Origin of the sequence: Jatrophihabitans lederbergiae (assembly GCF_031845305.1) — a bacterium.
GTDB classification, from domain to species: domain Bacteria; phylum Actinomycetota; class Actinomycetes; order Mycobacteriales; family Jatrophihabitantaceae; genus Jatrophihabitans_A; species Jatrophihabitans_A lederbergiae.
The window spans coordinates 80,565-106,061 of the sequence record NZ_JAVREH010000004.1; the positions used below are offsets into that span (position 1 = coordinate 80,565).

The 25,497-nt window shown below is 69.7% G+C and carries 21 protein-coding genes; 15 read left to right on the forward strand and 6 right to left on the reverse strand.

Features of this window, described 5'->3' with window-relative positions; translation table 11 throughout:
- The first annotated feature begins 64 nt into the window (after positions 1-64).
- From RM423_RS04490 to RM423_RS04505, 4 genes are read left to right on the forward strand one after another with little or no spacing between them, the layout of a single operon-like run.
- Positions 65-1,000: a metal ABC transporter solute-binding protein, Zn/Mn family gene (locus RM423_RS04490; protein ID WP_311421802.1), complete on the forward strand. Its 936-nt coding sequence runs from the start codon at positions 65-67 to the stop codon at positions 998-1,000.
- Complete coding sequence (locus tag RM423_RS04495; protein WP_311421803.1) at positions 997-1,845, forward strand: metal ABC transporter ATP-binding protein; 849 nt, start codon at positions 997-999, stop codon at positions 1,843-1,845. Before RM423_RS04490 ends, RM423_RS04495 begins: the two co-directional genes overlap by 4 nt.
- Positions 1,842-2,816 carry a metal ABC transporter permease gene (locus tag RM423_RS04500; protein ID WP_311421804.1) on the forward strand — a complete coding sequence of 325 codons (975 nt, stop codon included), beginning with the start codon at positions 1,842-1,844 and terminating at the stop codon, positions 2,814-2,816. The genes RM423_RS04495 and RM423_RS04500 overlap by 4 nt, the downstream gene beginning before the upstream one ends.
- Before the next feature lie 41 nt (positions 2,817-2,857).
- Positions 2,858-3,718 carry a metal ABC transporter permease gene (locus RM423_RS04505; protein ID WP_396327596.1) on the forward strand — a complete coding sequence of 287 codons (861 nt, stop codon included), beginning with the start codon at positions 2,858-2,860 and terminating at the stop codon, positions 3,716-3,718.
- 52 nt (positions 3,719-3,770) lie between these two features.
- Here RM423_RS04505 and RM423_RS04510 read toward each other — a convergent pair whose 3' ends face one another.
- Complete coding sequence (locus tag RM423_RS04510; RefSeq protein ID WP_311421806.1) at positions 3,771-4,250, reverse strand: Fur family transcriptional regulator; 480 nt, start codon at positions 4,248-4,250, stop codon at positions 3,771-3,773.
- 146 nt (positions 4,251-4,396) lie between these two features.
- Here RM423_RS04510 and RM423_RS04515 point away from each other — a divergent pair, with 146 nt between their 5' ends.
- Genes RM423_RS04515 through RM423_RS04525 form a run of 3 tightly spaced genes read left to right on the forward strand, consistent with a single transcriptional unit; the run spans position 4,397 to position 7,579 of the window.
- Complete coding sequence (locus tag RM423_RS04515) at positions 4,397-5,035, forward strand: SCO family protein (RefSeq protein WP_311421807.1); 639 nt, start codon at positions 4,397-4,399, stop codon at positions 5,033-5,035.
- Between the two features lies 1 nt (position 5,036).
- Entirely contained in the window at positions 5,037-6,335 is a 1,299-nt protein-coding gene (locus tag RM423_RS04520; protein ID WP_311421808.1) for a Dyp-type peroxidase, read from the forward strand.
- Positions 6,336-6,370: 35 nt separating this feature from the next.
- Positions 6,371-7,579, forward strand: a complete 1,209-nt coding sequence (locus RM423_RS04525; RefSeq protein WP_311421809.1) for a cytochrome c oxidase assembly protein — start codon at positions 6,371-6,373, stop codon at positions 7,577-7,579.
- Positions 7,580-7,599: 20 nt separating this feature from the next.
- Here RM423_RS04525 and RM423_RS04530 read toward each other — a convergent pair whose 3' ends face one another.
- Positions 7,600-9,198 (reverse strand): metallophosphoesterase family protein, encoded by a 1,599-nt coding sequence (locus tag RM423_RS04530; RefSeq protein WP_311421810.1) that lies wholly within the window; start codon positions 9,196-9,198, stop codon positions 7,600-7,602.
- Positions 9,199-9,275: 77 nt separating this feature from the next.
- The gene (locus RM423_RS04535; RefSeq protein WP_311421811.1) at positions 9,276-10,040 is read right to left on the reverse strand and encodes a lysophospholipid acyltransferase family protein; all 765 of its coding nucleotides are present in this window, start codon (positions 10,038-10,040) and stop codon (positions 9,276-9,278) included.
- 177 nt (positions 10,041-10,217) lie between these two features.
- On the opposite strand from RM423_RS04535, the gene RM423_RS04540 reads away from it, so the two are divergent.
- The 7 genes from RM423_RS04540 (at position 10,218) to RM423_RS04570 (ending at position 18,387) form a co-directional block, all read left to right on the forward strand.
- Positions 10,218-11,165 carry an AAA family ATPase gene (locus RM423_RS04540; protein WP_311421812.1) on the forward strand — a complete coding sequence of 316 codons (948 nt, stop codon included), beginning with the start codon at positions 10,218-10,220 and terminating at the stop codon, positions 11,163-11,165.
- Positions 11,165-12,301 carry a vWA domain-containing protein gene (locus RM423_RS04545; protein ID WP_311421813.1) on the forward strand — a complete coding sequence of 379 codons (1,137 nt, stop codon included), beginning with the start codon at positions 11,165-11,167 and terminating at the stop codon, positions 12,299-12,301. The genes RM423_RS04540 and RM423_RS04545 overlap by 1 nt, the downstream gene beginning before the upstream one ends.
- Positions 12,294-13,418: an XdhC family protein gene (locus RM423_RS04550; protein WP_311421814.1), complete on the forward strand. Its 1,125-nt coding sequence runs from the start codon at positions 12,294-12,296 to the stop codon at positions 13,416-13,418. Before RM423_RS04545 ends, RM423_RS04550 begins: the two co-directional genes overlap by 8 nt.
- A gap of 88 nt (positions 13,419-13,506) precedes the next feature.
- Complete coding sequence (locus RM423_RS04555; RefSeq protein ID WP_311421815.1) at positions 13,507-14,061, forward strand: (2Fe-2S)-binding protein; 555 nt, start codon at positions 13,507-13,509, stop codon at positions 14,059-14,061.
- Positions 14,058-16,559: a xanthine dehydrogenase family protein molybdopterin-binding subunit gene (locus RM423_RS04560; protein WP_311421816.1), complete on the forward strand. Its 2,502-nt coding sequence runs from the start codon at positions 14,058-14,060 to the stop codon at positions 16,557-16,559. Before RM423_RS04555 ends, RM423_RS04560 begins: the two co-directional genes overlap by 4 nt.
- The gene (locus tag RM423_RS04565; RefSeq protein ID WP_311421817.1) at positions 16,556-17,413 is read left to right on the forward strand and encodes an FAD binding domain-containing protein; all 858 of its coding nucleotides are present in this window, start codon (positions 16,556-16,558) and stop codon (positions 17,411-17,413) included. Before RM423_RS04560 ends, RM423_RS04565 begins: the two co-directional genes overlap by 4 nt.
- Before the next feature lie 11 nt (positions 17,414-17,424).
- A complete protein-coding gene (locus tag RM423_RS04570) occupies positions 17,425-18,387 on the forward strand; it encodes an SRPBCC family protein (RefSeq protein ID WP_311421818.1) in 963 nt (320 codons plus the stop codon).
- Between the two features lie 84 nt (positions 18,388-18,471).
- Here RM423_RS04570 and RM423_RS04575 read toward each other — a convergent pair whose 3' ends face one another.
- From RM423_RS04575 to RM423_RS04585, 3 genes are all read right to left on the reverse strand, one after another.
- Entirely contained in the window at positions 18,472-19,581 is a 1,110-nt protein-coding gene (locus RM423_RS04575) for a 5'-3' exonuclease (protein ID WP_311421819.1), read from the reverse strand.
- Positions 19,582-19,748: 167 nt separating this feature from the next.
- Positions 19,749-22,322 carry a galactose-binding domain-containing protein gene (locus tag RM423_RS04580; RefSeq protein WP_396327597.1) on the reverse strand — a complete coding sequence of 858 codons (2,574 nt, stop codon included), beginning with the start codon at positions 22,320-22,322 and terminating at the stop codon, positions 19,749-19,751.
- Between the two features lie 292 nt (positions 22,323-22,614).
- Positions 22,615-23,871, reverse strand: coding sequence for an ROK family transcriptional regulator (locus RM423_RS04585; RefSeq protein ID WP_311421821.1), 1,257 nt, complete (start codon positions 23,869-23,871; stop codon positions 22,615-22,617).
- A 284-nt stretch (positions 23,872-24,155) separates the two neighbouring features.
- On the opposite strand from RM423_RS04585, the gene RM423_RS04590 reads away from it, so the two are divergent.
- A complete protein-coding gene (locus RM423_RS04590; protein WP_311421822.1) occupies positions 24,156-25,496 on the forward strand; it encodes an ABC transporter substrate-binding protein in 1,341 nt (446 codons plus the stop codon).
- Position 25,497: the final 1 nt, after the last annotated feature.

Sequence of the window (25,497 nt, forward strand, 5' to 3'; positions counted from 1 at the left end):
AAACGATATTGGAAATCAATGTCATTATGGAGCGGACCTAGTCGCTTCGACCCGAGGAGAGCAGATGCGCCTGCGTCCGCACCACCAGGTGGCGCCCATGCTGCTGGCCGGGATGGCGATCGCCGTCTGCGCCGGCTGCGCCACCTCGCCGCAGCCGATAAGAACGAGTAACGGTGTCGGCAAGGTTGTGCCGGTCGCCGCCAGCATCAATGCCTGGGGCAGCATTCTCGCGCAGCTGGGCGGCGCGCACGTTTCCGCCGCCTCGATCATCGCCAGTCCGGCCACCGACCCGCACGACTACCAGCCGACGCCCGCGGACAGCCGGACCATCGCGGAGTCCCGGGTATTCGTCGAGAACGGCGTCGGGTACGACAGCTGGGCTGCCAAGTCGGTGGCTGCCAATCCCGAGCCTGCGCGCACGGTGGTGGACGTGGGAACCGTGGTGGGAGTGCCCGAGGGCGGCAATCCCCATCGGTGGTACTCCCCCGGCGATGTCGAGAAGGTCGCCGATGCCATCACCTCGGCGCTGAAGAAGACCGATCCCGAGGATGCAGCGTACTTCGACCGCCGGCGTACCGACTTCGACCGGACCGGTCTCGCCGAGTACCACCGGCTGATCGCTGAGATCAAGAGCCGGTACGCGGGCACCCCGATCGGCGCGAGCGAGAGCATCCTGGCCCCGCTGGCCGAGGCGCTCAGTCTCAAGCTCGTCACACCGCCCAGCTTCCTGAAGGCGATCAGCGAGGGCACCGACCCCTCGGCCGCCGACAAGGCGGCGGTGGACGCGCAGCTCACCGGAAAGAAGATCAAGGTGTACGTCTTCAACAGCCAGAATTCCACCCCGGACGTCACGGCCCAGGTGGCTGCCGCGAAGAAGGCCGGGATAGCCGTGACCACCGTGACCGAGACGCTGACGCCGGTCGGCGCGCGCTTTCAGGACTGGCAGTCGGCACAGCTGCGGTCCCTGGAATCGGCGTTGCGACAGGCGACCGGGCGGTGAGCGCCACCTCGGACGCGGTCACCCGGCCGGGTGAGCCGCCCGAAGTGCTGTTCCTGGACCGGGTCGCCGGCTCCGTGGGCGGCCGCGCCATCTGGTCCGAGGTCAGCCTGCGGGTACGGGCAGGTGAGTTCGTGGCCGTGCTGGGACCGAACGGGGTCGGCAAGTCGACCCTGCTCAAGGCTCTGCTCGGATTGAGCCCCGTCACCTCCGGCCGGATCCGCGTCCTCGGCGGTCGTCCCGGCCAGCACAACTCCCGGATCGGCTACCTTCCGCAACGGCGGGCGTTCGACCCCACCACCCGGGTACGGGGCGCCGACATCGTCCGGCTCGGTTGGGACGGCGACCGCTGGGGCACCCCGCTACCGGATCGGCTCAGCGGCGCTCGCGGCCGCAACGCGCGCGACCGGGTCCGCGAGGTGATCCGGCTCGTCGGCGCGGAAAGCTACGCCGACCAGCCGATCGGCCAGTGCTCCGGTGGTGAGCAGCAGCGCCTGCTGATCGCCCAGGCGTTGATCCGCCGTCCGGAGCTGCTGATCCTGGACGAGCCGCTGGACAGCCTCGACGTCACCAACCAGGCGTCGGTGAGCGCGCTGATCCAGTCTGTCTGCCGCAGCCAGAACGTCGCGGTGCTGCTGGTGGCGCATGATGTGAACCCGATCCTGCCCTACCTGGACCAGGTCATCTACCTGGCGCGGGGCGGTGCGGTGATGGGAACTCCCGAGGACGTGATCACCGCCGAGACCCTGACCATGCTGTACGGCACGCCGATCGAGGTGCTGCGGGACCGGGCCGGCCGGCTCGTCGTGGTCGGCCAGCCCGACAGCCGTCCGGATCACCGGCCATGACGGGGTTCAGCTGGAACCTGGTGGACGACGTCTACCAGCTGCTGAGCTATCACTTCATGCTCAACGCGCTGCGGGCCGGCACCATCGTCGCCGTGGTGGCCGGCGCGATCGGCTACTTCATGGTGCTGCGCCGGCAGAGCTTCGCCGGGCACAGCCTGGCGATCATCGGCTTTCCCGGCGCGGCCGGCGCGACCTGGCTGGGGGTGAGCACCCAGTTCGGCTACTTCGGCTTCTGCGTGGCGGCCGCCCTGGTCATCGCCGCGCTGCCGACCTCCGGCCGGTCCACGTCCGGGCTCGGGGGCTACGGCGAGGAGTCGGCGGTCATCGGCACGGTGCAGGCCTTCGCGCTGGCCTGCGGCTTTCTGTTCGTCAGCCTGTACAACGGCTTTCTCAGCGGCCTCAACAACCTGCTGTTCGGCTCGATCACGGGTATCTCGGACAACCAGGTGCTGGTGCTGCTGGTGGCGGCCGCAGGCTGCCTGCTGGCGCTGGTGCTGCTCGGCCGTCCGCTGCTGTTCGCAAGCGTCGACCCGGACATTGCCCGCGCTCGGGGCGTGCCGGTGCGGCTGGTGAATGCCGCGTTCCTCGTCCTGCTGGGCGTCGCCGCCGCCGGGACGAGCCAGGTGACCGGCAGCCTGCTGGTATTCGCGCTGCTGGTGGCACCGGCCGCGACCGCGAGCCGGCTCACCGCGCGCCCGGCCGCCGGGCTCGCCTGCTCGGTGCTGATAGCGGTGGCGGTCACCTGGCTCGGTGAGGGCATCGCCTTCTTCTCGCCGTACCCGATCGGATTCTGGGTGACCAGCCTGGCGTTCGCCGCGTTCCTGCTCGCCACCGGGTACCGGTCCCTGGCGGATCGACGGGGCGGGTTCGGCCGGCGTCACCTCTCCGACCCGGGGCAGCTGGGCGCCGACTCGGGGACGCTCGGCGGTAGTGGGATATCTGACGCGGTCGCTGCCGGAGAGCCGCGGTGACGGTTCTGCTGGCGAGCAACCCGGTCACCGGGCTCGCCAACATGCTCTCGCAGCCGTTCCTGCAGCACGCGCTGCTGGCCGGCACCGCGATCGCCCTGCTCTCGGGCCTGGTCGGCTACTTCGTGGTGCTGCGCGGCCAGGTGTTCGCCGGCGATGCGCTGTCCCATGTCGCGTACGCCGGAGCGCTGGCGGCCCTGGCGGCGGGGGTGGACCTGCGCTTCGGCCTGTTCGCCTCGACCATCGCCGTCGGAGTGGTTCTCGGACTGCTGGGCGGCCGGGGAGCCGCGGACGACGTCGTCATCGGCACCACGTTCGCCTGGGTGCTCGGGCTCGGGGTCTTCTTTCTCGCGCTGTACACCACGCATTCCAGCACCGGCAACGGCACGGCGAACGTGAACGTGCTCTTCGGTTCGATCTTCGGCATCAGCTCCGGGTCGGCCGTCGTCGCCGCGGTGGTCGCCGGGGTCCTGATCGCGGCGCTGCTGGTCATCGCGCGTCCGCTGCTGTTCGCCAGCCTCGACCCGGCGGTGGCAGCGGCGGCCGGCGTCCCGGTCCGGCTGCTCGGCCCGCTGTTCCTCGGCATCGTCGGAGCCACCGCCGCGGAGGCCAGCCAGGCGGTCGGTGCGCTCCTGCTCTTCGGGCTACTCGCCGCACCGGCCGCCGCGGCGCAGCGGCTGACCGACCGCCCGTGGCGTGCCCTGGTGCTTGCCGGCGCCCTCGCGGTGCTGGCCATGTGGGTGGGCCTGGGGCTCGCCTACGCCGCGCCTCGGCTGCCACCGAGCTTCACCATCATGGCCTGCGCCACCGCGGAGTACGCCCTCGCTGCCCTCGTCGCGGTCGGGCGCCGCCGGCGTGAGCGGTTCCGGTCGCGGTTCGTCGCCGCACTTCCAGTTGAGGGTTGACGAGCAGCAGCGTTGGTCGGTCAAACTTGCGACAGCTACCGAGCGGACGAAGTCAGGCCGAGTGTTCCGGGCACAGCCCGAACACCTCGAGGGTATGGGTCACCTCGGTGAAACCGGCGGCAGCCGCCACCCGCGCGGCCCACGCCTCGACCTCCGGCCCGCTGACCTCGACGCTGCGCCCGCACTGCCGGCACACGACGTGATGGTGGTGAGCATCCGGCTGATCGGCGGACCCCTGACTCACGCCGCACAGCCGGTACTGCGACTCCCCCTCGCCGTTGTGCACCACATCGACGGCGCCCTGCTCGGCCAGCGTGCTCAGATGCCGGTAGACCGTCGTGAGCCCGATCCGGTCGCCGCGCCGGCGCAACTCCGCGAACAGTTCCTGCGCGGTGCGAAAGCCGTCCGCGGCACGGAGCACGGCCTCGACAGCACCGGCCTGCCGGGTGTTGCGAACCCGTCCGGCGGGAGAGGAGGTGGGCGTGCTCGGCACCACAGGTGTCTCCAGGTCCGGAGACCCGTCATAGCTCACAAAAAAACGGTAACAGACGCCGGCGAGCGCTCGGCCGGCACAGAGTTGTCGGCACCGCTCAATACGATGGGCACAGAGCACTCGCACCACCCAGTTCCCGAATTCGGCCCAGGCGGCCGGGCACCCATCGAGAGGAGTCGCTCCGGATGAGCATTGTCAGGCTGCTCGTCTCCGCAGCGGTGCTGGTCATGGCCACCCTCGGGTTGACCGGGTGCGGGCAGAGCACCGGCAACTCCGCTGTACCCGCCGCGGCGGCGACCGGCGTGCGCGCCGTCCGGCTCGCAGGCCCGATCGCCAAGCCGGAGCTGGTGCTCACCGACACCGCGTCGAAGAGCTACGACCTGCGCGCGAGAACGGCGGGCCGGGTCACCTTGCTCTACTTCGGCTACACCTTCTGCCCGGACGTCTGCCCCACGACCATGGCCGACCTCGCACTCGCCGTCCGCTCCCTTCCCGCCGCGACGCGTGCCAAGGTCACGGTCGTGTTCGTCACCTCCGACTCCACCCGCGACAACCCCGCGGTGATCAAGCGCTGGCTGTCGCACTTCAACCCTTCCTTCGTCGGGCTGACCGGCGACCAGGCAGCCATCTACGCGGCCGCCGAGCAGGTCGGGGTGCCGCTGAAGGCTCCCCGCGCAGAGCCCGACGGGACGTACGAGGTCGAGCACGGCGCCCAGGTCCTCGCCTTCGGCCTGGACGGCACGGCCCGGTACGCCTATGTCGAGGGCACTCCGGCCGCGGACTACGCCCACGACCTGGCGCTGCTCGCCGAGAACAAGGCCTGACATGGCGTCGAATCAGCGGGGCTCGAATCAGCCACCTGACGAGCGCCGAGGACTCGATCGTCGCGCCTTTCTGCGCCGAGCAGGCCTGGTCACCGGCGGCGTCGCCGTGGGAGGAGTGGCCGGAACACTGGCTGAGCGCGCGGCCGCCGATCCGAGCGGACCAGGCTCGGCAGCACGAAACCCCAACCCGCTGAGTGGCGCGGCCGAAGCCTCGACCGCCAGTGACCCGATCGAGTTCTACGGCCGACACCAGCCCGGGGTGACGGACCGCGCGCCGGCACAGCTCCGCTTCCTGACCTTCGACCTCACGGACGCCGGTCGCCGTGGCGGCGCGCTCGCGAAGGTGATGACGCGGCTGAGCGGTGCGGCGGCGGCGATGATGGCAGGTCACTGGCTACCCGAGCAGGGCGCCGTGACAGAGAACCTGGCGCCGGCCGGGCTGACAATCACCTTCGGGTTCGGAGCGGGCCTGCTGCGAGCGGCCGGCAAGCCGGTTCCGCCGGCGCTCAACCCACTGCCAGCCCTTCCTGGAGATGCCCTCGATCCGGCCCGCGGCGATGGTGACCTCGCGATCCAGGTGTGTTCCGGGGACCCGCAGGTGGTCTCGTCGGTAGCCCGCGCCCTGGTGGTCCTGGCCCGCGGGCCGTTGCGACTGCGCTGGTCCCAGAACGGCTTCCTGCCCAGTGCCGCCGCCTCGCGGGACGCCGGTGCCACCCCGCGCAACCTGATGGGCCAGCTCGACGGCACCGACAATCCCACCGGTTCCCGGCTCGAGATCGCGGTGTGGTTGCCCTCCCAGGGCGCCTCCCCCGGTTGGATGGCCGACGGCACGTACCTGGTGACCCGCCGGATCCGGATGCTGCTCGACAGCTGGCAAGAGCAGCCAACCGCGTTTAAGGAACACGTCATCGGCCGCAGCCTGAGCACTGGCGCGCCGCTGAGCGGCGGCGACGAGCACACCGCCCCCGAGTTCACGGCCCGCGATCGCAGCGGAGCGCTCGCCATCGCGACCAACGCGCACGTCCGGCTGGCCCATCCGGCCAACAATGCCGGTGCGACGATGCTGCGGCGGGGGTACTCCTTCGACGACGGGTTCCGCGCCGACGGCCAGCCCGACGCGGGTTTGTTCTTCCAGGCGTTCCAGGTGGACCCTGAACAGGCGTTCACGCCGATTCAGCGGCGGCTGGCCGGCTCTGACGCGCTGCGCAGGTTCATCCGGCACGAGGCGTCGGCCGTGTTCGCGATCCCCCCGGGCGCCACTCGGGGCGGCTGGGTCGGCGAGACACTGCTGGGCACATGAGGGCTGGTACAGGCAATGGATGACGGGGTGGGCAGATGAGTACGGGTACGTCGGAGCAGCACCGGCCGGCGACCGGATTCCGGGGGCTCACGGTGTTCTCCGTGGTAACCGCGCTGGCGGTCATAGCGGTGCTCGGCTATGCCGTCGTCCGCCACCTGACCTCGCCGCAACTGCCGGTGCTGCCCCTCTCGTGGTGCCGCACCGGAGCGTCGACCAGCCTGCCGCCGCTGCTCGGCCGGGCGCTGTTCACCCAGTGGCACCTGGACGCGATCGCGCTCGCCGTACTGGCCGTGCCGACCGTGCTGTACGTCGGTGGCGTTACCGCGCTACGCCGGTACGACCCGGAATCGAGCTGGCCGGTGTCCCGCACGGTGTCGTTCCTGGCCGGTATCGGAGTCTGCGTGCTGGCCACCAACTCCAGCATCGCCGTCTACGACATGGCACTGTTCACCGCGCACATGATCGGGCACCTGATGCTGGTCATGCTGGCGCCCGCGCTGCTCGCGTACGGCCGTCCGCTGACGCTGCTCGTCGAAACCAGCCAGGGCCGGCGGCGCGAGCGGATCAGCCGGTTGCTGACCGGGCCGGTGGTGTCGCTGATGACCGCGCCGCCGATCGCGCTGGCCTGCTACACGGCCGTCATCGTCGGCAGTCACCTGACCGGTCTGATGGACAAGATCATGGTGTCGCCGTGGATCGGCCAGGTCGAGCACCTGGTGTACGTGGTGATCGGGATGCAGTTCTTCACCGTCGTCCTCGGCAACGAACCCATCCGGTGGCAGCTGGGCACGCCGGCACGCTGGCTGCTCGTCGCGGTGTCGATGGCGGTGGACACCTTCACCGGCGTGATCCTGCTGATGTCGGCCCGGCCGATCACCATGACCAGCGTTCCCGGCCTGGCGGTGAACACGCTGTCCGACACCCGCACCGGTGGCGCCATCATGTGGGTCGGCGGGGACGGGTTGATGGCCGCGGTGATGGTGCTGATGGCACTTGAGTGGCTGGGGCGCCCCGAACTGCGCCAGCGGGACCGCGGCGGCTGGCTGGAGCAGGCCCGCCAGGGGGTGTTCAGCGAGCACACCGGCGCCTCGTACACGCCGCCCGGCCAGGACCCCGACCGCGATTTCGACGAGGACGAGCTGCGGTTGCAGGACTACAACCGCTGGCTGGCCTCCATCGCGGAACCGGGCGCCTCGCGACAGGCACCGGGAGCCGGGACGAACGAGCAGCGGGACGCCGTATAGGTCAGCTCCGCCGTTATGAGTCAGCTCAGCCGGGACAGGTCGCCGGCGGGCAGCGGCGCCAGCGTCGTGGTCTGCATGGTGACCGAGGCATCCGGGTGCACGGTCGTCGTGTCCACGGTCACCGAGCCGGTCTTCTTGTCGATGCTGAGCAGCACGAACGGCGCGTTGTTGCGGGGCGTCGACAACCCGCCGAGACCGTCGCCGTCACCGTGCCCGCCGGTGCTGCCGAGGATGATCTTGCGGGTGATGCCGTCCGGTGTCGTCACGTTCTGGCTCGGCATGCCGGTGTAATCGTGACCGCCTATCACGATCGGCACGCAGCCACTGGTGGTGACCGGGTCCAGCAGTTCCTTGTCGTGGGTGAACACCGCCAGCGGCTTGTCGGCGCAGGCGGTGTCGCGCAGTTTGGCCGCCACCGTGTCGATCGTGACGTCGGGATCGATCAGCTCGGCGGCGTCGCCGAAGTTGACGATGTACGGGCTGTTGGCACCGACGAACTCGGCGCCCGCGATCTTCTGCTTGCCGCCGTCCGCGACGGTGATGTGCACCTTCTTGGCGTACGCCGCGACTGCGGGGGTGTCGTGGCGCCCGAGCGAGCTGTACACGGGGATGTCGCCCGCGTAACGCGCGAGCACCTCGACGGTATAGCTCTTCAGGTACGAGAGGTACGCCTCTTGCTGGGTGCCGGTGGCGGTGAGGTCGCCGAGGTTCACGATGGCGTCGGCGCTCACCCGCTGCGCCGACTCGGCGACCGTCCGGGCCATGCCGCTGGTGCCCTGCAGGTCATCGAGCACCATGAGCCGCACCACGTCCGGATTCTTTTCCAGCGTGTCCGCGCCGTAGTGCGCCAGGTATTCCTGGTCGCGGTTCGCAGCCACCTTGTCGTAGAAGGCCTGCTCGGACTTGCTCAGCGAGTCGACGCTGTTCACTGCCTGTGTGAACAGGGACTTGAACGGCCCGGTGAGCTGCCAACCCGAGAGGAACGTCCGATTCAGTTCGGCGTCCGGCCTGATCGACACGTCGTGGTTGGACAGCGGCGACAGGCCGTAGCCGGCCGGGACGAGCACCGCCACCAACGCCAGCACCGCCACCGTTGTCGCCACGCCCCGTTCCAGCCGGCGGTCGGCCCACAGCTGGGCCCGGACCTCCGGAGTCACCGCGGCCAGCGTCCGGCGGCGATATTTGACGTAGACATAGCCGAAGATTTCGAGCATCGCGACCAGGTACATCGCACCGAAACCGATACCGCCGTAGTGCCGGACCACCGCGGCGGCGACCTTGTCGATCTCTGCTCGGCGGGCTTGCGGATCAGCGAACAGGTGACCGGCGACGTCGATGGTCGCGGGATCGAGTGAGCCATTGGACTGGAAGAGCGCCAGGTCCAGGTCATTCGGCTTGATTTCGAGTCCGACCGGCTTGCCGAACACCGTCGGGCCGGCCTTGCGAAGGCCACCGAGCAATCCCGAGTCGACCTGGACGGTATTGTCGCCGATCCGCAGATCGATCTGGGCGCTGAGGCCGTCCAGACCGATATCGGTGAGCTTCGCGGGCGGCGCGACGACGATCGCGCTGAATCCGGCGCCGAGCGGGGCGAGGATAAGGCAAATTAAGAGCAGCACCCGAACGGTGGCGCGTGTGGTTATGCGTGTGATGGGTCAATCCAATCTGACCCGCTGAGTTTAGCGCTCAACCGCCGTCAGTGCCCGGCCTTGGCGGCCCGTCGGGCGGCGCGCGCGACGGCCTCTTCCTCATCCAGCTGCTGCGCTCGCTCGGGCGTGGGGGCCGTACCGCCGAGCCGGGCCGGCAGGAAGGTCAGATCGTCGCCGGTCAGCGGCGGGTAGCCGGCCTGCGCCGCGTGCAGCAGCTCGGTCATCGCGTGCCGCAGCCGGTTGGTGACCTCCTCCGAATCGTCCTTGCGGGTGGCCGTGATCGGCGCCCCCACGCTCAGGAAGATCGGCACGCCGGTACGGCCGAGCCGCTTGGGATGATCCTTGGTCCAGACTCGCTGCGAGCCCCAGATCACCGTCGGCAGGATCGGCACGCCGGCCGACACCGCCATCCGGACGGTGCCGCTCTTGAATTCCTTGAGCTCGAAGGACCGCGAGATGGTGGCCTCGGGAAAGACGCCGACGATCTCCCCGCTCTTGAGCGCCTGGACGGCAGCACGGAACGAGGCGGCGCCTGCGTCCCGGTCGACCGGGATGTGGCGCATGCCGCGCATCAACGGGCCGCTGATCTTGTGGGTGAACACCTGATCCTTGGCCATGAAGCGGACCAACCGCCCGGACGGCTGCGCCGCGAGCCCGGCGTAGGTGAAGTCCATATAGCCGGTGTGGTTGATCGCCATCACGGCGCCGCCGGTGCGGGGAACGTTCTCGGCGCCGCTGAGCGTGAACTTGAGCCCCTGCAGCGCGAACACACCGCGGGCGATGGTGATGACGGACGAGTAGACGGGCTCCATCCCGATACCGTAGCCGCCTGGGTTTCGGCGCCCCATGACACAGCCGCCTGGGTTTCGGCGGCCCATGACACAGCCGCCTGGGTTTCGGCGGCCCATGACACAGCCGCCTGGGTTTCGGCGGCCCATGACACAGCCGCTTCCATGGCATGCGGACGGGCGGCAGTCCATGCTGTTGGCATGGCATTACCTGACAGCGCATCACCGGACACTGCATCACCTGGCAGCGGCCCAGCCCACCGGGCAGACCCAGCCGACCCGTCCGCGCTGGCCGCCGCACTGCAACGCACCGGATACCTGTCCGACGAGGGCCTGGCCACCGCCGCGTACCTGGCGCTGAAGATGGGCCGGCCGCTGTTTCTGGAGGGCGACGCCGGGGTCGGCAAGACGAGCCTCGCGCAGGCACTCGCCCAGGTCACCGGGGCCGAGTTGGTCAGGTTGCAGTGCTATGAGGGCATCGACGCCTCGCAGGCGCTGTACGACTGGGACTTCCCGCGCCAACTGCTACACCTGCGCGCCGCCGAATCGGCTGCCATCGCGACCGACGCCGCGCAACTGGAGCACGCGCTCTATGACCGCCGCTTTCTGATCGCGCGGCCGATCCTCCGGGCGATCGAGCACTCCCCGTCCGTGCTGCTCATCGACGAGATCGACCGTGCCGACGACGAGTTCGAGGCCTTCCTGCTCGAGGTGCTGTCCGACAACTCCGTGACGATCCCCGAGATCGGGACGATCCGCGCCGAGACACCGCCGCTGGTCGTCCTCACCTCGAACCGGACCCGCGAGGTACACGACGCGCTGAAGCGGCGCTGCCTCTACCACTGGGTGGCGCACCCGTCCTTCGACCGCGAAGTCGCGATCCTGCGCGGCCGGCTGCCCGACATCACCGAGCGGCTGGCACGCGAGGTCGCCGGGGCGGTCCGCCGGATGCGCGAGGCCGACCTGCTCAAGCCACCCGGGGTCGCGGAGACGATCGACTGGGCACAGGCGCTGCACCTGCTGGGCGCGCGCAGCCTCGATCCGGAGCGGGCGGCCGCCACCCTCGGCGCGGTGCTCAAGTACCAGGAGGACTCCGTCCGAATCCGGGACACGGTACTGGCGGAGCTGGCCGGATCAGCGGTCCGGTGATGCCGGCCACCGGGAGAGCTGCCGCCCCGGATCGAGATTTCATCGACACGGTCACGGGATTCGCCCGAACGTTGCGTCACGCGGGGGTGCCCGCCAGCCCCCAGCGGGTACAGGCGATGCTCGGCGCGGTGGCACACCTGGACGTCCTCGATCCCGCGCAGGTGTACTGGGCCGGTCGGTTGACGCTGTGCGCCGACCCGGACGACCTACCGAGGTATGACTCCGCCTTCGCGCTCTATTTCGGCGGCACGGACGAGCGCGGCGGCCGGACCACCCAGACGCCGCCGTCCGTGCTGCAGGCCGCGCCGTTCGAGGTCGATACCGCGGCCCAGGGCGCGGATTCCGACGAGGAGTCGCCCACCTTCGCGGTCCAGGCCAGCCGGCACGAGGTACTGCGCCACAAGGACGTGGCCACCCTCACCGAGCCGGAGCGGGAGCAATTGCGGCGGCTGTTCGCGCTGCTCGCCCCGCGGCTGGCCGGGCGCCGGTCGCCCCGGTACACCCGCGCCCACCGGGGCCGGGTGGACCTGGACCGCACCGTCCGGCAGATGCTGCGCCAGGGCGGTGAGGCGAGCGAGCTGCTCCGCCGGCGCCGGCGCACGAAACCCCGTCGGCTGGTGCTGCTTCTCGACGTCAGCGGTTCGATGGCTCCGTACGCCGATTCACTGCTGCGCTTCGCCCACGCGGCGGTACGGTCCGCGCCCCTGAACACCGAGGTATTCACCGTCGGTACCTGGCTGACCCGGATCACCCGGGAGCTGCGGGCGCGCGACCCCGACCGGGCGCTCGCCGCGGCAGGGCGGGCGGTGCCGGACTGGAGCGGTGGGACGAGGCTGGGCGACGCGCTGAAGGCGTTCCTGGACCGCTGGGGCCAGCGCGGGGTGGCCCGGGGCGCGGTGGCGGTGCTGTGCTCGGACGGCTGGGAGCGCGGCGATCCGGCGGAGCTGGGAAGCCAGCTGGCGCGGCTGGCCAGGCTGGCGCACGCGGTCATCTGGGTGAACCCGCACAAGGGCAAGGACGGCTTCGCGCCGAGCACCGGCGGTATGGTCGCCGCACTGCCCCACATCGACGTCCTCGTCGCCGGGCACAGCTTCGCGGCGCTGGAAGAACTGGTCGAGGTGATTGCCCATGCGTGACGTGCTCGCCGATCTGCTGCGCTGGTGGGAGTCCGGGGCCGAGGTCGGGATCGGCACCGTGGTGTCCACCTGGAGTTCGGCGCCACGCCAGCCCGGCGCGTCGATGCTGGTGGGTCCGGACGGCACCGCCGCGGGCAGCGTGTCCGGCGGCTGCGTCGAGGGCGCGGTGTACGAGCTGGCGACCGAGGTGCGCGCTGGTGGCGTACCGGTACTGCAGCGCTACGGCGTGAGCGATGACGATGCCTTCGCGGTCGGCCTGACCTGCGGCGGGATCATCGACATCTTCGTGGAGCGGATCGGGCCCCAGAGCTATCCGGAGCTGGGTGACATCGCAACCGATATCCAGGCCGGCCGGCCGGTTGCGGTGGCCACGGTGGTGGACGCTCCCGAGGGCCAGCGCGGCCGGCGGCTGGTGGTCCGTCCCGCCGGTGCGTCCGGCACTCTCGGCTCGGAGCGGCTGGACGACGCCGTCCGCGACGACGCCCTCGGCCTGCTGGCCCAGGGCCGGACCGGCGTGATCCGGTACGGCCCGCACGGTGAGCGCCGGCTCGATGACATCGGCGTCTTCGTGGCCGCGTACGCGCCCCGGCCGCGGCTGATCGTGTTCGGCGCCATCGACTTCGCCTCGGCAGTTGCCCGGATCGGCAGTTTCCTCGGCTACCGGGTCACCGTATGCGACGCCCGGCCGATCTTCGCCACCCGCAAGCGGTTCCCGGACGCCGACGAGGTCGTCGTCGAGTGGCCGCACCGGTACCTGGCCGGTACCGAGGTGGATGAGCGGACCGTGATCTGCCTGCTCACCCACGACCCGAAGTTCGACGTGCCGCTGCTCGAACTGGCGTTGCGGATGCCGCTGGCCTACGTCGGTGCGATGGGCTCCCGCCGCACGAACGACGACCGGCTCAGCCGGCTGCGCGAGCTGGGTTTCAGCGAGGACGAACTCGCTCGCCTGCACGCCCCGATCGGCGTGGACATCGGCGCCCGCACCCCTGAAGAGACAGCGGTCTCGATCGCCGCGGAGATCATCGCGGCGCGGTGGGGCGGCACCGGTGAACCACTCCGCGTCACCGCCGGCCCCATCCACGTCGACCATCCAGGTCCGCTGAGCGTGGGCTGAAACGCCTGCGACGAAATTGCGGCTTGCGCCCACAGCCGTTTGAGGCTTGTCTGTGATCCTCATTACAACGAGTTCTGCTGGAGGTTTCATGACACGGGTCAGCGTGACGGTGGACGGGGTCGCGTATTCCGACGATGTGGAGCCGAGGTTGCTGCTGGTGCAGTATCTGCGCGAGCGGCTGGGCAAGATCGGCACGGTGATCGGCTGCGACACCAGCAACTGCGGCTCGTGCACCGTCCTGATGGATGGCAAGAGCGTCAAGAGCTGCTCGGTACTCACCGTGCAGGCCGAGGGCGCGGCGGTGACCACGGTCGAGGGGCTCGCCGCGGCCGACGGCACGCTGCATCCCATCCAGCAGGCCTTCCACGACAAGCACGCCCTGCAGTGCGGCTTCTGCACCCCGGGCATGATGCTCGCGGCGTGCGACCTGCTCCGCGAGAACCCGAACCCCAGCGACGAGGAGGTTCGCGAGGGTATCGAGGGCAACCTGTGCCGGTGCACCGGCTACCAGAACATCGTCGCCGCCGTGCAGGCCGCCGGCGCCGCTATGTCGGCTCAGACAGCAACTGATGCCCAGGCCTCAGCCGGCGACCCGCCGGCCGCGCTCATCCCCGCCCCGAATGCAGTGGAGGCCTCAGCGTGACCACCATCGAAGACCGTCCCGCGGCCGAGGACGTCCCCGCGCTCGAAGTCGGCAAGTCCCGGCGCCGCAAGGAGGACGCCCACCTGATCACCGGTCGCACCACCTGGACCGACAACATGACGCTGCCGGGCATGCTGCACCTGGCCATCCTGCGCAGCCCGATGGCACACGCCCGGATCACCGCAATCGACGTGTCCGAGGCACTCACCCGTCCCGGCGTGATCGCCGCCTACACCGGGCGCGACTTCGCCGAGACCCAGGGCAACATCCCCTGCGCGTGGCCGGTGAGCCCGGACATGGTCAACCCCGGCAGCCCGAGCCTGGCGGTCGAGCAGGTGAACTACGTCGGCGAGGCGGTGGCCGTGGTGGTCGCCCGCGACAAGACCGCGGCGCAGGACGCCCTCGAGGCCATCGACGTCGACTACGAGCAGCTGTCCGTGGTGCTGGACATGGAGGCCGCACTGGCCCCGGACGCACAGCTGGTGCACGACAACACCCAGTCCAACCGCTCGTTCACCTGGGTCTTCGACTCGGGCACGGCCGGCACCGGAGCGGCGATCGACGAGGTGGTGAGCCAGGCCGAGGTCACGCTGAGCCGCCGGTTTCTCCAGCAGCGGCTGATCCCGGCGTTCATGGAGCCCCGGTCCACCGTCGTCCAGCCCAACGGCGACGGCTTCGTGATGTGGTCGGCGACCCAGGTGCCCCACATCCTGCGCACCATGCTGGCGCTCACCCTCGGCATCGGCGAGCACAAGATCCGGGTCATCGCGCCCGATGTCGGCGGCGGGTTCGGCGGCAAACTCCAGGTCACCCCGGAAGAGGTGATCACCGCTCTCGTCGCCCGCAAGCTCGGCAAGCCCGCGAAGTACACCGAGTCGCGGTCGGAGTCGCTGATGAGCGGGCACCACGGCCGTGACCAGATCCAGGACATCACCATCACCGCCAAGCGGGACGGCACGGTGACCGGCCTGGACGTGCACCTGTACGCCGACATGGGCGCCTACCTGCGGCTGATCACGCCCGGCGTGCCGGTGCTCGGCGCGTTCATGTTCAACAGCATCTACAAGTTCGACGCCTATCGGTTCACCTGCGAGGGCGTGTTCACGAACAAGACGCCGACCGATGCCTACCGCGGCGCCGGCCGTCCCGAGGCGACCTTCGCCATCGAGCGGATCATGGACGAGCTGGCGACCGAGCTCGGCATGGACCGCCTGGAACTGCGGCGCAAGAACTGGATTCGGCACGAGGAGTTCCCGTTCACCACGGTCTGCGGCCTGACCTATGACAGCGGCAACTACGAGGCCGCGACCGATCGCGCGCTGGAGCTGATCGGCTGGGACGACCTGGTCGCCGAACAGGCTCAGCGCCGGGCCGAGGGCAACCCGGTGCAGCTCGGCCTGGGCATCTCCACGTTCACCGAGATGTGCGGCCTGGCCCCGTCCCGCGTCCTGGGCTCACTCGATTACGCCGCCGGCGGCTGGGAGAACGCCTCCATCCGGGTGCTGGCCACCGGCAAGGTCGAGGTCGTCACCGGCGTCAGCGCGCACGGCCAGGGTCACGAGACGGCGTGGAGCCAGATCGTCGCCGACCAGCTCGGCGTGCCGTTCGAGGACGTCGAGGTGATCCACGGCGACACCCAGTCCTCGCCGAAGGGCATGGACACCTACGGCTCGCGGTCCCTTGTCGTCGGCGGCATCGCGGTGGTGCGGGCCGCCGACAAGGTGGTCGCCAAGGCCCGCCGGATCGCCGCGCACATGCTCGAGGCCAGCGAGGACGACCTGGAGTTCTCCGGCGGCTCGTTCAGCGTCAAGGGCGCGCCCGGCACCGGCAAGAGCATTCAGGAGATCGCCTTCGCCACCTTCGCCGCGCACGACCTGCCCGAGGGCATGGAGCCGAGCCTGGACGCCGACGCCACCTTCGACCCGGAGAACTTCTCCTTTCCGCACGGCACCCACCTGTGTGCGATGGAGGTCGATACCGAGACCGGCGTCGCCACCATCCGCACGTACGTCTGCGTGGACGACATCGGCGAGGTGATCAACCCCCTGATCGTCGACGGCCAGGTGCACGGCGGCCTCGCCCAGGGCATTGCCCAGGCCCTGTACGAAGAGGCGGTGTATGACGACGACGGCAATCTCACCACCGGGACGTTCGTGGACTACCTGCTGCCCTCGGCGACCGACCTGCCGACATTCACCACCGACCGGACGGTGAGCAGGTCCACCACCAACCCGCTCGGGGTCAAGGGCGTGGGCGAGGCGGGCACGATCGCCTCGACCCCGTCCATCGTCAACGGGATCATCGACGCGCTGCGGCCCTGGGGCATCAACGACATTCAGATGCCGTGCACACCCGAGCGGGTGTGGCGGGCCATCAACGGCGCAGAGACCGGTGCGCCGGCGAAGGCCGACCGCTCCCCCGGCGGCACCGTCGCCTACGGCGGTCCGTCCACAACCACGTCCGACGGCAGCACTGCCTCTGAAGGAGGTCAGCTGTGATCCCCGCGCCCTTCGACTACGTCCGGCCGGCCACGATCGCCGAGGCGGTCCAGGCCTACACCGCGGCCGGTGAGGACGCCAAGATCCTGGCCGGTGGGCAGTCGTTGCTGCCGATCCTGCGGCTGCGGCTGGCCTATCCGGAGCTGGTGATCGACCTCGGCGGCATCACCGAGCTCACCGGCGTCACCGATGAGGGCGACGCCATCCTGATCGGTGCCATGACCACTCACTCAGACGTACTGGGCAACCCGCTGGTCACGCGGCACGCGCCGCTGCTGGTGCAGGCCACCGAGACGGTGGCCGACCGGCAGGTGCGCCACCGCGGCACCTTCGGCGGATCGCTGGCGCACGCGGACCCGGCCGGTGACTTACCCGCGGTGGCGTTGACCCTGGACGCTCAACTGCTGACGCAGGGCCCGAACGGCGCCCGGACGATCGCGGCTCAGGACTTCTTCCTCGACTACCTGACGACGGCGCTCGAACCGGGCGAGATCCTGACCGCGACCCGGATTCCCAAGCTCGGGGACGGCTGGTCGACTCATTACGAGAAGCTGAACCGGGTCGCCCAGGCCTGGTCGATCGTGGCGGTGGCGGCGGCGGTGCACCGCTCCTACGGCACCATCACCGAGGCCAGGATCGGGCTGACGAACATGGGCCCGACACCGCTGCGGGCGCGGGCCACCGAGCAGGCGCTCGTCGGAGCCGATGCCGTGGCCGGCGCGGTGACCGACGCCGCCGCCGTTGCCGCCGACGGCACAGCGGCACCCAGTGACCTGTCGGGCAAAGCCGACTACCGTAATCACCTGGCCACCGTGCTGACCCGGCGAGCGGTGCTCGCCGCGGCCGGAATCTGATCGGAGAACTCGTGCAGCTGGAACACACCTTCACCGTGCCCGCCGGTGTCGAGCAGGCCTGGCAGGTGCTGCTCGACATCGAGCGGATCGCGCCATGCATGCCCGGTGCGGCGATCGACACCGTGGACGGGGACGATTTCACCGGGACGGTGAAGGTTCGACTGGGACCGATCGGGCTTACCTACAAAGGCAAGGCTACCTTCGTGGAGAAGGACGCGGTGGCGCATCGGACGGTCATCGACGCCCGCGGCAAGGACGCCCGCGGCAACGGAACGGCAACGGCGACCATCACCGCGACGCTGGTACCGGACGGTGCCGGCACCGCGGTCACCGTGCTGACCGACCTCAACATCACGGGCAAGCCGGCGCAGTTCGGCCGCAGCGTGATGGTGGACGTCGGCAACAAGCTGATCGGTCAGTTCGCCGACTGCCTGGCCGGAAAGCTGGCCGGCGGTGACGTGACCAGTGCCGCTTCATCCAATGCAGCGGTGACCAGTGTGGGTGTGACCGGTGCGGGCGTGACCGGTGATGCCCTGGGTGGCCCCTCGGACGAGGTCACCGACGATCCGGAGTCCTACGTCGCCATCGCCAGTTTCGCCCAGGAGCAATCGGCGGCCCCGGTTGGCGCGGACTCCGAGACGTCGGTGTACGACCTGCCGACCGCGGAAATGTCCGTCGTGGACGCGCCGGTCGAGGAGGTCCCGATCGGAGCCGCGTCCGGCGAGACCGCGCCGCCGATCACTCCCCTGGTGGAGAGCCCGCCACCGACCGACAGTGCTGTGCCTGCGCCGTCCGACAGTGCGGTGCTGCCATCGCCGGCATCGGGAGGGCAGCACCGCCGGACCATGGACGAGGTTGAACCGATCGACCTGCTCGGCTCGGCCGGACCCGCCGTGGCGAAGCGGCTGGCCCCGGTGGCACTGGGTGCGGTCGTCGTGGCGCTCGTGCTGGCCGCGCTCCGGCGGCGCCGCTGATGCAGAGCGCCGCGGCGGCCGATATCGAGCCGCTCATCGAGCGGCACTGACCCAGCTCGCGCTGCCCCCACTGCTCCGGTCCGGCTAGTCGAAGAGCGACAGTTGCGCGCTCGCCGCTGCCAGCCGTTTGGCGGCGGCCTTCTGCCGCTCGGTCTGGCGCGGAGGCAGCGGCGGGTGCCGTCGACCGGGCCGGTGTCCGAGACTTGGGGCGGCCCCGCTGAACTCCCGCTCGGTCCACGAGGCCGTCCGGACCGGTCGCTCCGGGGCCTCCTGGTGGCAGAGCGCCTGCAGAGCACTGGGCGCCGTCCAGGTGAGCTGGTGCGCCGAGAACGCCTGGCTCACCGCATCCGGCTGCAGGGGCAGCTGGCCGGCGCCGTCGCCGGCCAGCCGGACCCCCAGGTCGAGATTGGCGTGCATCCGCATGACCTGGCAGTTCAGCGCCCACGCCTCACGGGCGGCGGGTTCGGCTAGCTTGTCGGCAACGGCCTGGCCGACCGCGGCCACCACCCGGGCGCCGCCGGCGGCCAGGTCCTCGAACGCCGCGGCCGCGGAGCCGAGCGCCGTCAGCAGCTTCGCGGCGGTCTTCGGACCGATGCCCCGCACGCCGGGAAGGTTGTCCGACGGGTCACCGCGCAGGGCGGCGAAGTCGCGGTACTGGTGCGGCCGCACGCCCAGCAGGGTGACGAGCCGCTCCGGGGTGAGCATGGGCGAGGCGTCGACCCCGCCGTTGATGATCCGGAGCACCCTGGTGTGCTCATCGATCAGTGCGAAGGAGTCCCGGTCCGACGTCATGATCACCGTGGTAGCGCCGACAGTAGGCGCGAACCGGGCCGCCGATGCCAGCACGTCATCGGCCTCGAGCCCGTCCGGGACGACGACGGCGACGCCCATCTCGCGCAGCACCTGTGCCGCGCCGTCGAGCTGGGACACCAGGGTCTCCAGCTTGACCGTCCGGGTGGCCTTGTACTGCGGCCATCGCTCCCGCCGCAGGCTCGCCGCCGCGTCGTCGAAGCCGACCACGATGGCGGCCGGGGCGATCCGCTCGGCGGCCGCGACCAGCTGGGTGAGCAGCCCCCGGATGGCCCACAGCGGCCGGCCGTCGGACGAGCGCAGGCCCGACCCGGCCTGGGCATGGAAGCTGCGGTGCACCAGGGAATTGCCGTCGATGGCGAGCAGCACCGGGGCGTTCTCCACGGCCACCACTGTAAACGCGACCCCTGACGATCCGAAGTTCGCACCGCCGGAAGAAGCAGAACCGCCGGAAGAAGCAGAACGCCGGCCGGGCAGCTGCTGCTGTCCGGCCGGCGCTCAGGTATTCAGCTGATCCCGAGGGGTATTCAGGCCTCCCCACGGGTACTGGCTTACGGGTAGCTCACCACATCCACCGGAACGGTGGCGCTGCCCTGTGCCGTGGCACCCGTGTCGTTGATGACGTGGGTGATCGTGCCGTTGCCGCCGAGGGACACGGTCAGCAGGTCGTGCAGCTTCACGCCGGCCGTGTTGGGGACCTCGAACGCGTGGTAGGCGTTCACCGAGGTGTTGACGTTGAAGTAGCAGTAGCTACCCACGCCCCAGGCCTCGTGCGTGGTCACCGTGTCGGCGACCTTGTAGGCGGCGTAACCATTCGTCGTCGGAGTGCTCATCCAGGCGGCCTGGTTCGGCACGTCGTAGGGCATCTCGTTCTGGAAAAAGATGGTCTTGCCGTTCTGGCCGTTCCATTGGACCTCGTACTTCTGGTAGTGCTCGACGAACAGGCCGGTGGCGAGGACGTTGTTGCCGTTGACGGTCAGGCCGTTGTCCGCGGTGTTGGTCGTCCAGCCCACGCCCGCGCCGTGGTCGGCGCGCCACGCCCAGATGTGATCGATGATGCTGTCATTGCTGTTCACGATCAGGCTGTTCGTGGCCTTGCCGGCACCAGCGCCACCGATCCGGAAGAACACGTCCTGGATCGTGGTCGGGTTGGCCGCGTGCGATGCGCTGGACCCGGCGGCACCCACGGTGAGCAGCGCGTTCGAGTTCGTCGTGCCGGCGTCGAAGAGCAGGCCCTTGAGCCGGACACCGTCGACGTCCGCGACCGACATGGCGTTCACGCCGTTGTCGGGGATGATCGTCGGCATGCCGATGCCCAGGACGACGGTGTTGGCCTTCGTCACGTTCAGCGTCTGGCTCACGTGGTAGACGCCGGGGGTGAAGAACAGGTTGCAACCATTGGACAGAGCCTGGTTGATCGTCGTCGCGGTGTCGCCGGACTTCACCACGTAGAACTGGCTCATCGGCAGCGAGGTGCCCGGCGTGGAGCCGTTCGCCCAGCTCGGGCCCGAGGCGTTGGTGCGCAGGGACGGGAGGAAGACCCGGTACTTGCCGGTCGAGTCGAGGTACAGGTACGGCACGTCGCGGGACACCGGAGTGGTGGCCAGGGTGGTCATCGGCGGGTTCGGGAAGCTCTGCGCCGGAGCGCCGTTGACCCCTGAGAAGACCATGTTCCAGTTCGATCCGCTCCAGCTACCGAAGTTGCTGTCACGGCTGTACCACTGCTGCTGCGAGGCCGAGGCGACCTGGCCGGAGACCTTGGTGTCGGCGATGTAGCCGCCGCTCGCCCAGCCGTAGCTGGCCGGGTACAGGTTCAGGTTGCCGTGCACGTCGATCCGGCGGAACGGCGCGGCCTGAGCCACTGCCCAGCGATCGGTGCCCGAGGACGGGTTGATCGCCAGGTTCTCCACCGAGCGCCAGAAGTTCTGGGTGGCGTTGCCGGCGTCGGAGCTGTTGAACGCATCGACCGTGACGTCGCCGTTAATGGTGACGTCATCGGGGTTCTGACCCAGGCCCGCGACCGAGGTGTAGAAGCCCACGTTGTCCGCGACGCTGTAGGTGCCCGGCTTGAACAGCTCGGCGACCCGGCCGCTGGCGAACTGCGCGGTGTTGGTGTCCTTCTGCGCGTTGAAGTCGGCGTCCAGCTGTGCCTGGATTGTCGCGCTCGACATCGACGGGTCGAAGATGTGGACGTTCGAGCCGAAGTTGGGATTGTCCGACTGGGTCGGGCACGCTCCCGTCGTAGGCGGCGTCGTGGTACCGCCGCCGGTCGTGAACACGCTGAATTCGTAGAGGGAGTACCCGTAGGTGGTGGCCCGCACGGTGCCGTACATGCGCACGTAGCGCCCGGTGCCCGAGACGGTCAGGTTCTGCACGCCGCCGGTTCCGGTGGTGGTCGAGTAGATCGACGTCCAGGTGGTGCCGTCGGCCGAGGTCTGGATCTGGAAGGACTTGCCGTAGGCGGCCTCCCAGTTCAGCGACACGCCGCAGATCGATTGCGACGAGCCGAGATCGACCTGCAGCCACTGCGGATCGGCGAAGGTGCTGGACCATCGCGTGGTGGTGTTGCCATCGACGGCGTTGCCGGCCGCAGAGGCCGCCGAACCGTCCTCGGTGGACGAGGCGGTGGCGGGGTGCCCGAGCGCCGCGTTGGTGGTGCCACAGGTACCGCCGGTGGTGCCGGTGGTGCCATAGACCTGGAATTCCCACAGCGAGTACCCGTAGGTGGTGCCGCGGGCGGTGCCGTACATCCGCACGTAGCGCCCGGTGCCCGACACGGTCAGGTTCTGCACGCCGCCGGTTCCGGTGGTGGTCGAGTAGATCGACGTCCAGGTGCTGGCGTCGGCCGAGGTCTGGATCTCGAAGGACTTGCCGTAGGCCGCCTCCCACGTCAGCGTCACCTGGCTGATCGTCGCGGACGCGCCGAGGTCCACCTGGAGCCACTGCGGGTCGGCGAAGGTGCTCGACCAGCGGGTGGTCGTGGTGTCGCCGTCGACCGCTGCCGAGGCCGGGACGCCGGCGTTCTCGGTCGAGGACGCGGTCGCGACCTTGCCCTGCGAGAGCAGGGTGCCGGCAGCGGCCGCGGGGGCCGCGGTGTGCACCACGCCGACGACGCTGGCGACCATGGCGACGGCCAGGCCGGCGAGCAGAACGCGAGCACGCCGGTACGGGCGTCGGGAATCGGCGCGGGCCAGTTCGGCACCGTGCGGAGATGCGGGGGTTGGTCTCATCGGCCTACCTATCAGGGGGGACGGAGGGGGTGGGCGGGTCGAGCCAGGCGCCGGTGACCAGGAGCTGTTCCGCGCGCCGGTCCTCGCCGTTGCTGTAGCAGAGGACTGTGACGCACATCCTACACAGCTTGTAATATATCTTGACAAGAGGGAATACCGGACATTGCCAAAAGGTTTCCGGCGAGCGTCAGCCGGTGGCGCGGCTGGAGTCGAGCAGCCGCGACCGGACGGTGGTCGAGGGCAGCACGGCACCGGAGGACAGCACGCTCGCGATGGGCAGCGTGGCGGCGCCGAGCGCGACGGCGTCCTTGCCCAGTTGCGCCTTGAGGATCGATACGTGGCTGAAGGGCAGCCGCAGCGCGTGCCGTGCGGCGACCTCGCGAACCCGGGGCAGCAGGGTGTCGCCCAGCAACTGGCCGAGCCAGCCGCCGACCACCACCCGCTCCGGGTTGAACAGGTTCACCAGGTCGGCGATCCCCGCACCGAGGTAGGTCGCCGTCTCGTCGAGGACCTTGGCGGCCGCCTTGTCGGACGGCGCCGCGGTCACGATCGCGGCGACGCGCTCCTCGAGCTCCCGTGGCTTGATCTCGACCCGGCGCCGCTTGAGCTCGTCGTAGCGCGCCACGATGGCCTCCGCCCCGACGTAGGCCTCCAGGCAGCCCACCGCTCCGCAACGGCACTGACGGCCCTCGACCATCACGGTGGTGTGGCCCCACTCGCCCGCGCTGCTGGTCGAGCCGCGGTATAGCTCGCCATTGCTGATGATGCTGGTGCCGACGCCGATCCCGAGCAGCACGATGACCGCGTTGTCCGAGCCTCTGGCGGCGCCGAACCACTTCTCCGCCTGCCCCAGGGTCTTGGCGCCGTTGTCGATCAGCAGCGGCAGGTCCATGCCGTCGCGCAGCATCGCCCCCAGCGGCACCGCGTCCCAGCCGACGCTCTGACCGTGCACCACGGCGTCGTTCCCGTGCTCGACCAGCCCCGGTACGCCGACGCCGACGCCGAGGATCTGCTCGGACCGGACGCCGGCCTGCGCGATCACCGCCTCGATGCCCTCGTGCACCCGGTCGACCACGTCCTGGGGATCGAGCCGGGCCAGCTCGGTGGTCGACACGTGCGAGGCGCGGACCTTCATCGACAGGTCGAACAGCTCGACCAGTAACGCCGTCTCGCCGACGTCGACGCCGACCACGAAGCCGTACTCCGGGTTGACCTGCAGCAGGCCGCGAGGCCGTCCGCCGTTGGAGTCCTCGAGCCCGACCTCGATCACCACGCCCTGCTCGAGCAGCTCCCCGACGAGGTTGCTGACGGTGGCCGGGCTCACTCCGGCAGCCGCGCCCACCTCCTGCCGGGTCAGCGGGCCGTTCATGTACAGCTCCCACAGCGCGCGCGCCCGGTTGCTCTTGCGAAGATCCCGGACGGTCGTCGTCCTCGTCCCGGGCATCGGCGCTCCCCTGCGAGACGTGTACGACTTAGCGGTGTGGTGCAGCTATCGCCGACCATACTTCACGTCGTGTAAGAGCGGCGGCAACGCGCGCACGTAACTGGCCCTTAACGTCGCGCAACGTGCGGATAACAAATCGGAGTCGGAGCCGGGGCGGAGGTTGACTCCGGCCCCGTCTCGCCACATGATTCACGACTTAGAGGAAGCCTTGCAGGAGTGTGCGGGCCCCTCGTCGATCGTCTCTGAGCGGCGGGCAACTCCCGCACCGAATGGAAGGACTCACCGTGCGACTGACCAGGACCGCCACCGCGGCCATCACCACCGCGCTGCTCGCCGTCCCGCTTGCCGCCTGTGGCAGCGGCGACAGTGCCAAGGGCGCCAGCGGCACCAGTGGCGACAGCAAGAACGCCGACGCGAACACGACCCTGACGTACTGGGCGAGCAACCAGGGCACCAGCCTGGCCAACGACAAGCAGATCCTGACACCCGAGCTGGCCAAGTTCACCAGCCAGACCGGCATCAAGGTCAACGTCGAGGTCGTCCCGTGGTCGGACCTGCTGAACCGGATCCTGGCGGCGACCACGTCCGGCAAGGGCCCGGACGTGCTCAACATCGGCAACACCTGGTCCGCCTCGCTGCAGGCCACCGGTGCCCTGACGCAGTTCGACGACGCCACCATCCAGCAGGTCGGTGGCAAGGACCGCTTCCTGGCCGGCAGCCTGTCGGCGACCGGCGCCGAGGGCAAGGCTCCCACGGCCGTGCCGCTCTACAGCCTCGCCTACGGCCTGTACTACAACAAGAAGCAGTTCGCGGCGGCCGGCATCAGCAAGCCCCCGGCGACCTGGGACGAGCTGGTGGCCGACGGCAAGAAGCTCACCACCGCCCAGCACTTCGCCCTGTCGCTGGAAGCGGGCAGTGGCACCGAGAACATCCACAACGCTTTCACGCTCAGCCAGCAGCACGGCGGCAGCTTCTTCGACGGCTCCGGCAAGCCGACGTTCGACACTCCGCAGAACATCGCCGCGATCAAGCAGTACGTCGACCTGATGCAGACCGACAAGATCGTCAGCCCGAGTGATGCCGAGTACTCCAACGGCACCGAGGCGCTCAAGGACTTCGCGACCGGCAAGACCTCGATGGTGCTCTGGCAGGCGGCCTCCGGATCGCTGGCGCAGCTGGGAATGAAGGCCGCCGATATCGGCGTCGCCCCGCTGCCACTGCCCGCCACCACTCCGGCCGGCGGCAAGAAGGTCACCAGCATGGTCGCCGGGATCAACCTCGCGGTGTTCGACAACACCAAGCACAAGGACGCGGCGTTGAAGTTCGTCAAGTTCATGACGAGCACCCCGGAGCAGGAGCAACTGAACAAGACCTACGGCTCGCTGCCCTCGGTCAGCGACGCCTACAGCGACCCGGCGTTCGGAACGCCGGCCGTGCAGACCTTCAAGGACATCCTGAGCAAGAGCGCGGCGCCGCTTCCGGCCGTCGCCCAGGAGAGCCAGTTCGAGACCCTGGTCGGCACCGCCATCAAGAACATGTTCGCCGACGCGGCCAGCGGAAAGACGGTCACCGAGGACACCATCAAGAGCCAGCTCGCGGCCGCCCAGCAGCAGATCGGCGGTTGAT

Bases quoted from the DNA above. Each gene is read 5' to 3' on its own strand.
- RM423_RS04490 (WP_311421802.1), top strand. From the start codon at position 65: ATGCGCCTGCGTCCGCACCACCAGGTGGCGCCCATGCTGCTGGCCGGG.
- RM423_RS04500 (WP_311421804.1), top strand. From the start codon at position 1,842: ATGACGGGGTTCAGCTGGAACCTGGTGGACGACGTCTACCAGCTGCTG.
- RM423_RS04505 (WP_396327596.1), top strand. From the start codon at position 2,858: ATGCTCTCGCAGCCGTTCCTGCAGCACGCGCTGCTGGCCGGCACCGCG.
- RM423_RS04515 (WP_311421807.1), top strand. From the start codon at position 4,397: ATGAGCATTGTCAGGCTGCTCGTCTCCGCAGCGGTGCTGGTCATGGCC.
- RM423_RS04520 (WP_311421808.1), top strand. From the start codon at position 5,037: ATGGCGTCGAATCAGCGGGGCTCGAATCAGCCACCTGACGAGCGCCGA.
- RM423_RS04525 (WP_311421809.1), top strand. From the start codon at position 6,371: ATGAGTACGGGTACGTCGGAGCAGCACCGGCCGGCGACCGGATTCCGG.
- RM423_RS04535 (WP_311421811.1), bottom strand. From the start codon at position 10,040: ATGGAGCCCGTCTACTCGTCCGTCATCACCATCGCCCGCGGTGTGTTC.
- RM423_RS04540 (WP_311421812.1), top strand. From the start codon at position 10,218: ATGGCATTACCTGACAGCGCATCACCGGACACTGCATCACCTGGCAGC.
- RM423_RS04545 (WP_311421813.1), top strand. From the start codon at position 11,165: ATGCCGGCCACCGGGAGAGCTGCCGCCCCGGATCGAGATTTCATCGAC.
- RM423_RS04550 (WP_311421814.1), top strand. From the start codon at position 12,294: ATGCGTGACGTGCTCGCCGATCTGCTGCGCTGGTGGGAGTCCGGGGCC.
- RM423_RS04555 (WP_311421815.1), top strand. From the start codon at position 13,507: ATGACACGGGTCAGCGTGACGGTGGACGGGGTCGCGTATTCCGACGAT.
- RM423_RS04580 (WP_396327597.1), bottom strand. From the start codon at position 22,322: ATGGTCGCCAGCGTCGTCGGCGTGGTGCACACCGCGGCCCCCGCGGCC.
- RM423_RS04585 (WP_311421821.1), bottom strand. From the start codon at position 23,871: ATGCCCGGGACGAGGACGACGACCGTCCGGGATCTTCGCAAGAGCAAC.